The 12,475-nt window shown below is 42.8% G+C and carries 10 protein-coding genes, 4 tRNA genes and 1 pseudogene; all 15 read right to left on the reverse strand.

Annotation, left to right across the window (positions count from 1 at the left end; all coding sequences use genetic code 11):
* Nucleotides 1-41: 41 nt before the first annotated feature.
* Nucleotides 42-4,217: a DNA-directed RNA polymerase subunit beta gene (rpoB, locus tag IPK86_03895; GenBank protein QQS16565.1), complete on the reverse strand. Its 4,176-nt coding sequence runs from the start codon at nt 4,215-4,217 to the stop codon at nt 42-44.
* Nucleotides 4,218-4,333: 116 nt separating this feature from the next.
* The gene (gene rplL, locus IPK86_03900) at nt 4,334-4,717 is read right to left on the reverse strand and encodes a 50S ribosomal protein L7/L12 (protein ID QQS16566.1); all 384 of its coding nucleotides are present in this window, start codon (nt 4,715-4,717) and stop codon (nt 4,334-4,336) included.
* 32 nt (nt 4,718-4,749) lie between these two features.
* Entirely contained in the window at nt 4,750-5,247 is a 498-nt protein-coding gene (rplJ, locus tag IPK86_03905) for a 50S ribosomal protein L10 (protein ID QQS16567.1), read from the reverse strand.
* A gap of 87 nt (nt 5,248-5,334) precedes the next feature.
* A tRNA-Thr gene (locus IPK86_03910) sits at nt 5,335-5,409 on the reverse strand.
* Nucleotides 5,410-5,591: 182 nt separating this feature from the next.
* The gene (rplA, locus tag IPK86_03915) at nt 5,592-6,293 is read right to left on the reverse strand and encodes a 50S ribosomal protein L1 (protein ID QQS16568.1); all 702 of its coding nucleotides are present in this window, start codon (nt 6,291-6,293) and stop codon (nt 5,592-5,594) included.
* A gap of 1 nt (nt 6,294) precedes the next feature.
* Nucleotides 6,295-6,726: a 50S ribosomal protein L11 gene (rplK, locus tag IPK86_03920; GenBank protein QQS16569.1), complete on the reverse strand. Its 432-nt coding sequence runs from the start codon at nt 6,724-6,726 to the stop codon at nt 6,295-6,297.
* 113 nt (nt 6,727-6,839) lie between these two features.
* The gene (gene nusG, locus IPK86_03925; protein QQS16570.1) at nt 6,840-7,373 is read right to left on the reverse strand and encodes a transcription termination/antitermination protein NusG; all 534 of its coding nucleotides are present in this window, start codon (nt 7,371-7,373) and stop codon (nt 6,840-6,842) included.
* Between the two features lie 2 nt (nt 7,374-7,375).
* Nucleotides 7,376-7,735, reverse strand: coding sequence for a preprotein translocase subunit SecE (gene secE, locus IPK86_03930; GenBank protein ID QQS16571.1), 360 nt, complete (start codon nt 7,733-7,735; stop codon nt 7,376-7,378).
* 60 nt (nt 7,736-7,795) lie between these two features.
* Nucleotides 7,796-7,871, reverse strand: a tRNA-Trp gene (locus IPK86_03935).
* A 13-nt stretch (nt 7,872-7,884) separates the two neighbouring features.
* A pseudogene (gene tuf, locus IPK86_03940) lies at nt 7,885-9,074 on the reverse strand (elongation factor Tu).
* A 117-nt stretch (nt 9,075-9,191) separates the two neighbouring features.
* Nucleotides 9,192-9,265, reverse strand: a tRNA-Gly gene (locus IPK86_03945).
* 935 nt (nt 9,266-10,200) lie between these two features.
* Nucleotides 10,201-10,285 (reverse strand) — tRNA-Tyr (locus IPK86_03950).
* A 137-nt stretch (nt 10,286-10,422) separates the two neighbouring features.
* Entirely contained in the window at nt 10,423-10,677 is a 255-nt protein-coding gene (locus IPK86_03955) for a YfhL family 4Fe-4S dicluster ferredoxin (GenBank protein ID QQS16572.1), read from the reverse strand.
* Between the two features lie 49 nt (nt 10,678-10,726).
* Nucleotides 10,727-11,275: a 16S rRNA (guanine(966)-N(2))-methyltransferase RsmD gene (rsmD, locus tag IPK86_03960; protein ID QQS16573.1), complete on the reverse strand. Its 549-nt coding sequence runs from the start codon at nt 11,273-11,275 to the stop codon at nt 10,727-10,729.
* Nucleotides 11,276-11,314: 39 nt separating this feature from the next.
* Nucleotides 11,315-12,421: a molecular chaperone DnaJ gene (dnaJ, locus tag IPK86_03965; protein QQS16574.1), complete on the reverse strand. Its 1,107-nt coding sequence runs from the start codon at nt 12,419-12,421 to the stop codon at nt 11,315-11,317.
* Nucleotides 12,422-12,475 lie beyond the last annotated feature (54 nt).

Raw genomic sequence — 12,475 nt, forward strand, 5'->3', positions numbered from 1 at the left:
GTTCCTGTGTGAAATACGCTACACGGTTACCAATTGTATTGTTATGAGGTATGGCGTTCAAGCTCAATATTAAGGGCTAGTGAACGAATTTCCTGAACCAACACATTAAATGATTCGGGCATACCCGCTTCCATCTTCTGCTCGCCTTTGACAATATTTTCATACACCTTGGCGCGTCCTGATACATCATCTGATTTAACAGTTAGAATCTCTTGTAGGGTATAAGAGGCACCATAAGCCTCTAGTGCCCACACCTCCATTTCACCAAAGCGCTGTCCACCAAACTGTGCTCGGCCACCCAACGGCTGTTGAGTTACGAGGCTATAGGGTCCTGTAGAACGTGCGTGCATTTTTTCGTCTACAAGATGGTGTAATTTCAAGTAATACATAACACCAACTGTAATCTTACGATCAAACGGTTCACCAGTAAGTCCGTCATACAGAGTCATCTGAGTTTTCGTATCATTAAACCCAAAAGATTGTTTGTTTGGCAAGTCGTCTGGATAAGCCAATTGCAACATGGCTTTGATCTCATCTTCTTTTGCGCCATCAAATACTGGCGTTGCAAATGGCACGCCCGCTTTTAATTGGTCGGTAAGCACCAAAATTTCTTTATCTGTAAATTGACCTAACGCTTCTTCAGCACTTGTATGTTGATAAACTTGGCTTAATAAGCTACGTAACTCAAGAAGACGATGCTGATGAAGCATCGTTTCAATGCGCTCTCCCAAACCTTTTGCAGCCCAACCAAGATGCACTTCCAAAACTTGGCCAATATTCATACGAGAAGGCACACCGAGTGGGTTGAGCACGATGTCAACAGAGCGTCCATCTGGCATGTAAGGCATATCTTCAACAGGTAGGATTTTAGAAACTACTCCCTTGTTTCCGTGACGACCAGCCATTTTATCGCCCGCCTGCAAACGACGCTTCACAGCAATGAATACCTTGACCATCTTCTGAACGCCCGGCGGTAGTTCATCTCCTTGTGTTAATTTACGTTTTTTATCCTCAAATTTTGCATCAAATACTTGGCGTTTTTGTTTAAGATCTTCATAAATCAGCGCAAGCTTATCGGCTACTTTCGTATCTTCCAACACAATACCAAACCAATCATATTTTGAAGATAAACCAGTCAAATAAGTCTTATTAATCGTTGTTGGGATTTTAGTGGTTCGCTTTGATTTTGGTGACATGCGCTGACCAATTAGCAGGCGCTCGGCTCGATCAAAGGCATCATTTTCAAAAATACGTAGTTGGTCGTGCAAATCCAAGCGATATCTTTCTAACTCGCTATCAACAATAGATTGTGCACGCTGATCACGCTTAACGCCTTCTCTAGTAAAGACTTGTACATCAATAACGGTACCTGCCATTCCTGCCTCAACGCGTAGCGATGTATCTTTCACATCTGATGCCTTTTCGCCAAAAATAGCGCGCAGTAATTTTTCTTCAGGCGTTAGCTGCGTCTCACCCTTTGGTGTAACCTTGCCTACTAATACATCGCCCGGCGCCACTTCAGCACCAATATAGACAATACCTGATTCATCTAAACGTGCTTGTGTAGATTCTGATAAGCCAGGGATATCACGCGTAATTTCTTCAGAACCTAATTTGGTGTCACGTGCAACAACAGACAATTCCTCAATATGAATTGAGGTATAGCGATCATCCGCAACAATCTTCTCAGAGATTAAAATAGAGTCTTCGAAGTTATAGCCATGCCAAGGCATAAAAGCTACAGTCACATTCTGACCCAGCGCTAATTCACCCAGATCCGTGGAGGCTCCATCAGCCAATACATCACCTTTGGCAACCTTGTCTCCCACTTTAACAATCGCACGCTGATTGATATTCGTATTTTGATTAGATCGCGTAAACTTGACTAGGTTATAAATATCGACCCCTACTTCACTTGTGCTTGCCTCTTTGTCATTCACCCGAACAACAATACGGCTCGCATCAACATAGTCTACATATCCACCTCGACCAGCAATAACCATGGTGCCCGAATCCATTGCTACTGCTTTTTCGATACCTGTTCCAACAAGCGGTTTTTCTGACCGTAAACAAGGGACTGCTTGACGTTGCATATTTGCGCCCATTAGCGAACGGTTCGCATCGTTGTGCTCTAAAAATGGTATCAGTGCCGCTGCAACTGATACAATTTGTCCCGTTGAGACATCCATATATTCCACCCGATCAGGTGTCGTCAAAATGGTTTCGCCTTTTTCCCGACAAGTAACTAGCTCATCAACCAATTTACCGTCCTTGCTCAGTTCCGCATTGGCTTGTGCAATCACATAACGACCTTCTTCAATAGCAGAAAGGTACTTGACTTCATTGGTTACGTATCCGTTAACAACCTTGCGGTAAGGTGTCTCTAAAAACCCATAGTGATTGGTACGCGCAAAAATAGAAAGGGAATTGATTAACCCAATATTCGGCCCCTCTGGTGTTTCGATTGGGCAAACTCGACCATAGTGAGTAGGATGCACATCACGTACCTCAAACCCGGCTCGATCACGCGTCAATCCGCCAGGCCCTAAAGCTGATACCCGTCGCTTATGGGTAATTTCAGACAACGGGTTCGTTTGATCCATGAATTGCGACAGCTGAGAAGAGCCAAAAAATTCTTTAATAGCAGCCGTAATTGGTTTTGCGTTGATTAAATCCTGCGGCATCAATTGATCCATCTCAACTTGACTAAGGCGCTCCTTCACCGCTTTTTCAACACGTACTAAACTTGCGCGAAATTGGTTTTCTATTAATTCTCCCACCGAGCGTACGCGACGATTGCCTAAGTGGTCAATATCGTCAACTTCTCCTCGACCATTGCGTAACTCAATAAGCATGGCAATCGTAACCACAATATCTTCAACGCTGAGAATGTTGCCAGTACTGTAACCTTTTTCATTAAAACGCCCCAGTAGACGATTAAACCAACCAGCAGCCTTATCGTGTACTTTAAGTTGGTAGGTACGGGAATTAAATTTCATGCGACCAACATGAGATAAATCATAGGCATCCACACTAAAAAACAAGCGTTGGAACAACTGCTCAACAGCTTCTTCGGTAGGTGGTTCTCCAGGACGCATCATCCGATAAATCGCCATGCGCGACTGTTGCTGGCCATTGATATCATCAATACGTAGAGTCTGGGAAATGTAAGCACCTTGATCTAGATCATTAACGTATAGTACTGCAATTTCCGAAATAGCATTGGCTCGTAGAGCCTCAAGAATTCCTTCATTGATTTCTTCATTAGCCCTAGCAATTACTTCACCTGTTTCGGTATTGACAACAGACTTAGCTAACACCCTGCCAAACAAAACATCAACTGACACGTCAATACGATCAATACCTGCTTGTTCCATATGTTGAACATGCTTGGTAGTAATACGCTTGCCTTTTTCAACCAGTAATTCACCGTCAGGCGCAACAATATCAGATTTGGCGATATCGCCCCTTAAGCGCTTCGGCAACAAGCGCATCTTTAGCGTTGGCTGTAAGTAAAAAGTATCGGTATCATAGAAATCATGCAAAATCGCTTCGTTATCATAACCTAACGCTTTCAACAAAATCGTAATGGGTATTTTGCGACGACGATCAATGCGAAAATACAATAGATCTTTGTGATCAAACTCAAAATCTAACCATGATCCGCGATAGGGAATAATACGCGCAGAAAATAATAGCTTGCCAGAAGAATGTGTTTTACCTCGGTCATGCTCAAAAAACACGCCTGGGCTACGATGCAGCTGAGAAACCACGACACGCTCTGTTCCGTTGATGACAAATGAACCATTAGTAGTCATTAGCGGAATCTCGCCCATATATACATTATTCTCACGCACTTCCTTAATCGTCTTTTTGGAAGATTCACGATCAAATATTGTCAATTGGATATTAGCGCGAAGCGGTGCCGCATAAGTCATGCCACGCATTTGACACTCTTGTACATCAAAAGATGGCTCTTCAAACATATAATGCGAAAAATCTAGGCGAGCGTAGCCACTATTACTCACAATTGGAAAAATAGACTGGAAAGCTGCCTGCAAACCAATGGTTTTGCGTTTTTCTGGTCGTATACCTTGTTGTAAAAACTCCCGATAGGACTCCATTTGAATAGCCAAAAGCGGTGGGATCTCCAGCACATTAATACTCTTGGCAAAACTTTTACGGATACGCTTTTTCTCAGTCAATGAGTAACTCATTAGCAAACTCCATCAAAATAGGGTGCACAAGCAAGCTAAAATTCCATCCGTACAGCACACAAATAAACAAGAAGAGCCGATGCTATGCATCAGCCAATTTTTGTTGCACTCAAACGTTACTTCATCTCCGCTTTGGCGCCCACTTCAGTGAGTTGTTTGATGAAATTTTCTGCATCAGATTTTGGTACACTCTCTTTAATCATTTTGGGTGCTGCATCCACCAAATCTTTGGCTTCTTTAAGTCCTAAACCAGTAATAGTACGCACCACTTTAATTACGCTTACTTTCTGATCACCCACTGCAGTAAGTAAAACATCAAATTCTGTTTTTTCAGCACTGGCTACTTCTTCATTGGCCTGAGCATTACCACTTCCACCCGCTACTACCATCGCCGCAGCCGATACGCCAAATTTCTCTTCAAATGCTTTGACCAAATCATTAAGATCAATCACACTCATGTTGCTAATAGCCTCAAGAATGTCATCTTTGCTAATCGCCATGTCCTATCTCCTGAAAACAATTATTCCTAAAATTAAGCAACTTCTGTTTCTTTTTTGCTTGCGATGGCCGCTAACACACGCGCTAAACCGACCACAGGCGACTGGATGACACCGAGCAACTGAGCCAATAATGCTAAATGATCCGGAATAGCAGAAAACGCTGCTACATCCTTTTCAGATAGTAATTGACCGCTATAGCTGCCTCCTTTGACAACCAGCTCCTCTTCTTCATGAGCAAATCGGCAAAGCACTCTTGTTACAGCAACAGGATCCGATGACATACCGTATAAAAGTGGTCCGTTCATCTTTTCTGATAAATTTTCAAAAGATGTCCCTTCCACTGAACGGCGTGCTAAGGTATTTTTGAGTACACGCAAAAACACCCCTTTTTCTCTCGCCTGTAAACGCAGTTTGGTTAAACCAGCCACACTAACACCGCGGTACTCAGCAATAACAATTGTTTGAGCTTTATCAATTTGTGCTTTTGCTTCGGCCACCACTGCTTTCTTAGATTCAATATGAGAACTCAAGGTCTACCCTCCTAATCCTACAGATAGCATATGCATGCTATACCAATTAAAATGGCGACCAATTTCAGAAGATTAACTGTCATGAAATGGTGCCCACGGGCAGAATTGAACTGCCGGCCACTCCCTTACCAAGGGAGTGCTCTACCTCTGAGCTACATGGGCGCATCTATCGCGACAAAACGCCTATTCGGCCAAATTATCTGCGCAGGACGCCGAACAACAATTAAGTTCCAGTGAACTCCTGCGATCTCCGATGACTGATTTTCCTACAACAACGCTCCAAAATTTAAATGCTGGAGAGCCTGAAGGATACGCCGTACACTACTCCCACTTTAAAAACTGGATCACGACAGCACCGAGACGCTACCGGTATCCACTTTAATTCCCACCCCCATTGTGCTAGACAAAGTAATTTTCTTCAAATACAGCCCCTTAGCAGTGCTCGGTTTTGCTCTAATTAATGCGTCCACCAGCACACTGAGATTATCCTGCAGCGCCTTGACTTCAAAAGAAGCCCGTCCAATTGTGCTATGCACGACACCACCTTTATCTGTTCGATACTGTACTTGCCCTGCCTTTGCTTTTTTGACTGCTTCTGCCACGTTAGCTGAAACAGTGCCCACCTTAGGATTAGGCATCATGCCACGAGGACCAAGAATTTGTCCTAATTGTCCCACAACACGCATAGCGCTCGGCGTGGCAATAACCACATCAAAATCAATATTGCCCGATCTAACAGCCTGCGCAAGATCTTCAAATCCAACGATATCTGCTCCAGCCTCCTTGGCAATTTCTGCTTCCTCGCCTTGCGCAAATACGGCAATTCTTAACGTCTTGCCCGTACCATGAGGCAAAACTACAGCACCACGGACAGCCTGATCAGATTTGCGCGGGTCAACCCCTAAATTAACCGCCACATCAATTGATTCATCAAATTTTGCTGTCGCAGACTGTTTAGCCAGCTGCAATGCCTCACCTATAGAATATTGTGTATCACGTTTCGCTAAAGCATCCAGTTGCTGTAAGCGTTTAGACAGTTTTCCCATACTATAAGCCCTCCACCTCAATACCCATTGATCGTGCAGAACCAGCAATGGTACGGACTGCTGCTGCCAAATTAACGGCAGTTAAATCAACTTTTTTAGTATGCGCAATCTCTTCCACTTGCTTTAGCGAAACTTTCCCTACCTTATCTGTATGAGGACGTGGGCTGCCTTTTGCTAACCCAGCGGCTTTGAGCAACAATACTGACGCTGGGGGTGTTTTTAATTCAAAATCAAAAGATTTATCCGCATACACAGCGATTAAGACCGGAATAGGCAATCCCAGTTCCAGGTTCTGAGTTTTAGCATTAAAAGCTTTGCAAAACTCCATAATGTTCAGCCCACGCTGCCCTAGTGCTGGTCCAATAGGTGGTGCAGGATTGGCTTGACCAGCTGGTACTTGTAGTTTTATATACCCCAAAATTTTCTTTGCCACGAAAGGCTCCTGATCAGGTGGGATGCAATAAACTACCCACCCAAAAACCATTGAACGGTAAATCTTCTGATTGTAACGTTTTAATCAAAAAGTATCAACACATACTTATTCAATTACAGCTTTTCGATTTGGTTAAAACCCAACTCTACGGGCGTGTCTCGACCAAATATCTGAACAGAAATACGCACTTTGCTGCGCTCGTAATTTACCTCATCAACAATGCCATCAAAATCGTTAAAGGGTCCTTCAATTACCCGTACACGTTGACCAACCTCAAATAGCACTTTTGGTTTTGGTTTTTCAACACCGTCTTGTATACGTTGCGTAATGGCATCTACCTCTTGTTGTGAAATGGACGAAGGTCGATTGCTCGTACCGCCAATAAATCCTGTTACTTTGGGAATACTTTTGACAATATGCCAAGTTTCATCCGACATTTCCATTTCAACCAGCACATATCCTGGGAAAAATTTGCGCTCAGAAATTTTGCGTTGGCCGTCTTTTATATCCACTACTTCCTCAACAGGTACCAAAATTTCGCCAAATTGATCGGACAGTTCTTCCCGCTCAATACGCTCACGCAACAGTCTCTGCACGCTTTTTTCAAAACCAGAATAAGCGTGTACTACGTACCATTGTTTTGCCATCCTCAGCCCCGTCGCAACAGTAGATCGTTAAATACCCAAAATAACAGCGAGTCAATCAGCCACATAAATAGTGACAAAAGCAAAATAAACACAAACACCAATAAGGTTAATCGCAAAGATTCTTGTCGAGTTGGCCAAACTACCTTTCGACCTTCTTCAATGGAAGACTTGACATAAGATAACAATGCCTTGCCAGCATTCGCCTGGCTCATCACAAGGATACCAAGTAACAACAGCATCATGATAGCTAAAATACGCCAGGCAATTTGCATTGTCGGAAATACATAAAACAGCGTAAATCCGGCACACACTAAAAGTAGCGCTAGAATGACTTTCAATTTATCCGATATATTAATTTTCATACAAAGCCTCAGGTAGCTGGCAACAAAAAACTAACTGGCGCTTTACCAGTTAGTCCCATCTGGCAGGTCAGGAGGGTCTCGAACCCCCAACCCTCGGTTTTGGAGACCGATACTCTACCAATTGAGCTACTGACCTCTATCACCACCCCTCACACAATAATCTTAGATACCACTCCTGCTCCGACAGTATGACCACCTTCTCGGATAGCAAAGCGTAAGCCTTCTTCCATAGCAATGGGAGCAATGAGTTCTACCGTCATTTCAATGTTATCGCCTGGCATAACCATTTCAACGCCAGCTTTCAATTTAATGGCACCTGTCACATCGGTTGTTCTAAAGTAAAACTGTGGACGGTAGTTGGCAAAAAACGGCGTGTGTCGACCCCCTTCTTCTTTGGACAACACATACACTTTAGCTTCAAAAGCTGTATGGGGGTAATGGTACCAGGTTTAGCCAATACTTGTCCTCTTTCCACTTCTTCACGCTTGGTGCCACGTAATAAAATCCCAACATTGTCTCCAGCTTGGCCTTGATCTAGTAACTTACGGAACATTTCAACACCTGTACAAATTGTTTTTTGGGTGTCTTTTAGGCCGACAATCTCAAGCTCATCACTGACTTTGACAATACCACGCTCTACACGACCCGTCACAACCGTTCCTCGTCCTGCAATAGAAAATACATCTTCAATAGACAGTAAGAAGGGTTTGTCTAAAACACGTTCTGGGTTAGGAATATACTGATCGAGGGCTTCTGCTAGTTGGAGGATGGAGGGCTCACCCAGTTCACCTTTATCTCCTTCTAGGGCTTTTAAAGCAGAGCCTTTGATCATGGGAATTTTGTCCCCAGGAAATTCATAGGAAGTCAGCAGATCTCTCACCTCCATTTCTACCAATTCTAATAATTCAGCATCATCCACCATGTCACATTTGTTCAGATAGACCACAATGTAAGGAACACCAACTTGGCGGGCTAATAGAATATGCTCACGGGTTTGAGGCATGGGTCCATCGGCAGCTGACACCACCAATATGGCTCCATCCATTTGTGCGGCACCTGTGATCATGTTCTTGATATAGTCAGCATGACCTGGGCAATCCACATGGGCATAGTGACGAGCCGCTGTTTCATACTCCACATGGGAAGTGTTAATGGTAATGCCCCTTGCTTTTTCTTCTGGGGCATTATCAATTTGATCATAACCTTTGGCTTCCCCCCCAAACTGGCGGGATAAAATCGTTGTGATGGCAGCCGTTAAGGTTGTTTTACCGTGGTCAACATGACCAATAGTACCCACATTAACATGGGGTTTTGTCCGTTCAAATTTGTTTTTAGCCATTTGGGGGGATCCTTCTTAACAAGTGTTAATTGTACTATTTCCAAAACCGCTGAATCTATATTTTTTTATGAACATCAATACCCAATTGAATTTTTTTAAGCATTCTTTGGCCGGAACTGGAGCGGGTGAAGGGAATCGAACCCTCGTCATAAGCTTGGAAGGCTTCTGCTCTACCATTGAGCTACACCCGCTTTCCGCTTCATACGCTTTACATACCAGCACCACTTTTGCGTAATTTTACTCTCAATCCAATTTCATATTCTAACCGAACACAGCAACTTATAAGCACATATCAAAACGTCTAAACTTAGTAAAATTCCTCTGCATTTCTTCATGATTTTTGCAAAACTCAAAAACATTTAGTGCTTAGTACCTAAAAATTAGCCAAGGTAAACTGAAAAAAATCGCATTGCTAGCAAAAATAGCAACACAACATAATTCAATTAATAACTATTTTGAACTATTCATGTTTTATGTTTGCCGCTCTTATTTTAAAACCAATCAATATTTCGATAGGTCATAATTTTTAGTTCAAAAATCCTCAATTGCCCATAACTTTACTCACAACAAAAATTTTGCTTTTGATTTTGTGTAACAAGTTTATTTGCAATATTTTCGCTGGACATATCCTAAGGTTATAATATAGCCTTCAGTTCTGTTCGTTGACATACCGATTTTTTAAATACCTTAAATGCCTGATGTGAATCAATCATACTATCACCCAAAATACAAGCTCTCGTTCTGTATTGCGCTTTAATTTTTTGTGAAGGCTCAATCATAATTTTGTGATAATTACCCCAAGCTGTTTCTCTAAAATACAATGGGTATCCCCATCGCCTTGCTTTGTGCCATTAAAAAATGCAAGCTAGTACCTTCGGGTCTTAAGTAACACTTACGATCTACACACAAAGTAATACTACGGTTTTGAATCCAAGCGCCCTAACGAGATGTAAAGCAAGGCAATAACAACCTTTACAGCCATTCCAAGATACAACAACATTCATCATTTTTTCCCTTTTGTTACTCATAATTAAGAACCACTGGATGATCAGTACCAAATAGACACCAAAATCCAACAGCAGATCCCAAAAGCAATAAAGGGAACAGAACCCCAAAAGGAATTGATTGGTGGAGGGGGAAGGATTCGAACCTTCGAAGGCTGAGCCATCAGATTTACAGTCTGCTCCCGTTGACCGCTTGGGTACCCCTCCATGAGAATCGAGGGGGCATCATAATGCCTACACCATTAATCGTCAACTATCTGAAACTGAACCCATATCTTCCGTGTCCTAACCATTTGCCAAGATAGCAGGTCAAATGGGCAAGTAAACCTTACAACTTCATAAACTTAAGTAAGTTGTTGGGTAATTTTACGGTATTTCATTTCTAATGCTTCTGGTGTTTCAACATGATCAGGGTCAATAATAATACAATCAACTGGACACACTGACTGACACTGTGATTGATCAAAATGACCAACGCATTCAGTGCACAAATTCGGATTAATTTCGTAAATTGCTTCACCCTGCGAGATAGCATTGTTTGGACACTCTGGTTCGCAAACATCGCAATTGATGCATTCATCAGTAATTTTTAAAGCCATGATATTTCCAAACCGTATAATCTTAATTTACCCATTATCTACCTAAAAATTAGGAATTTGCGATAAATTTTAGTAATGCGTATTGCGTATGGCAGCTTTTTCCAGTTCGAGTAATCTGCCACTGATCTAAAATAGGTAAAGTATCCGACTCAATATATACCTGACCACCAGTCGTTAAACAATGGGGTATAGTATCCAATAACCGAGGCAACATATTTGCGCCGAAAGGGGGATCGAGAAAGACCACGTCAAACCGTCTTGATTCCTGTTTTATGTGCAGCAAAGCATCGCCCATAACGATTTCTACATTTTTGGCTTCTAACTCCCGTTTACTATCATTCAGGTATTTTACAGCTTGAGCATTACGCTCAACCATTAATACGTAATCTGCACCACGAGAGGCAGCTTCGAAACCGAGTGCGCCGCTACCCGCAAAAAGATCGAGACAACAATAACCTCTCAATGATCCTAACCAATTGAATAACGTCTCGCGCGTTCTATCTGACGTGGGATGTAGTCCATCACAATCTGGAAAACGTAACAACCGATGTCGATATTGTCCGGCGATAATTCGAACTTGGTTTTTTGAGCGATGCATCGCGTATTATCCAAACAAACGCCTGATGGATCTACTTGGTTAGCCAAAAAAACGGCGCAACTTATCCATAAAGGAACGCGTTAGGGGATTTTGGTTATCTTTTACGCCTTGAGAAATGGCTTCGAATTCCTCAAGAAGTGCTCTTTGCCGCTCCGTCAATTTAATAGGTGTCTCCAGTACAACATGACACAGCAAATCGCCCTGTTGACCACCATTTATTGCTTTAATCCCTTTGTTGCGTAGTCTGAAAATTTTTCCAGATTGCGTCTCGGGAGGTATTTTCATTTTAGCAAGACCATCTAGAGTCGGCATTTCAATTTCGCCGCCTAGCGCTGCTACCGTAAAAGAAATAGGCATTGTACAGTGCAAATCAATACCGTCTCGCTCAAAAATGCTATGTGGCTTGATATGAATAAATACATATAAGTCACCTGCACCACCACCTCTTGCACCATGCTCTCCCTTGCCAGAAAGCCTGATACGCACACCATTATCAACCCCAGCTGGTACCTTCACATTGAACGTGTAATCTTTCTTTTGTAGTCCACTACCGCGACAAGCCGAACAAAACTCTTTAATGGTCTTACCTGTACCGTGACAAGCTGGACAAGTTTGTTGAATAGAAAAAAATCCCTGCGACATACGTATCTGTCCATGCCCATGACAATGTGAACAAGTTACTGGCGAGGTACCTGGTTTTGCGCCGCTACCCTGACAAGTTTTACAAGTCTCACTACCTGCAATATGCAAGGCTTTCTCGCAGCCCTTCGCTGCTTCTTCTAGAGATATTTCTAGGTCATAACGCAAGTCATTTCCGCGTTGTGCATGTGCATTTCCGCCTGTACTGCGACCGCCAAAAATATCGCCAAAAATATCGCCGAATACATCTGAGAAATGACCAAACCCCGCTGACGCATTTTGGTCAAGGCCAGCTTGCCCAAATTGATCGTAAGCAGAGCGTTTTTGAGGGTCAGAGAGTATTTCATAAGCCTCTTTAATGCCCTTGAATTTTTCTTCTGCTTTTTTGTCATTAGGGTTGCGGTCAGGATGATATTTCATCGCGAGCCGTCGATATGCTTTCTTGATTTCTTCGTCCGATGCGCTGGAAGTTAAACCAAGCTCCTCATAGTAGTTCGGTTTTGCCATGTTGTACTCTGTTGTTAAAATGGGAACGCATCACCCTATGTGGTGGCGATATTA

This window comes from Neisseriales bacterium (assembly GCA_016699915.1).
Lineage (GTDB): Bacteria > Pseudomonadota > Gammaproteobacteria > Burkholderiales > Q3-R57-64 > Q3-R57-64.

What these genes read in the sequence shown, in the direction of transcription:
- rsmD (QQS16573.1), bottom strand. Translation starts at nt 11,275, where the DNA reads ATGCATCGCTCAAAAAACCAAGTTCGAATTATCGCCGGACAATATCGA.
- rplL (QQS16566.1), bottom strand. Translation starts at nt 4,717, where the DNA reads ATGGCGATTAGCAAAGATGACATTCTTGAGGCTATTAGCAACATGAGT.
- dnaJ (QQS16574.1), bottom strand. Translation starts at nt 12,421, where the DNA reads ATGGCAAAACCGAACTACTATGAGGAGCTTGGTTTAACTTCCAGCGCA.
- rpoB (QQS16565.1), bottom strand. Translation starts at nt 4,217, where the DNA reads ATGAGTTACTCATTGACTGAGAAAAAGCGTATCCGTAAAAGTTTTGCC.
- nusG (QQS16570.1), bottom strand. Translation starts at nt 7,373, where the DNA reads ATGGCAAAACAATGGTACGTAGTACACGCTTATTCTGGTTTTGAAAAA.
- IPK86_03955 (QQS16572.1), bottom strand. Translation starts at nt 10,677, where the DNA reads ATGGCTTTAAAAATTACTGATGAATGCATCAATTGCGATGTTTGCGAA.
- rplA (QQS16568.1), bottom strand. Translation starts at nt 6,293, where the DNA reads ATGGGAAAACTGTCTAAACGCTTACAGCAACTGGATGCTTTAGCGAAA.
- secE (QQS16571.1), bottom strand. Translation starts at nt 7,735, where the DNA reads ATGAAAATTAATATATCGGATAAATTGAAAGTCATTCTAGCGCTACTT.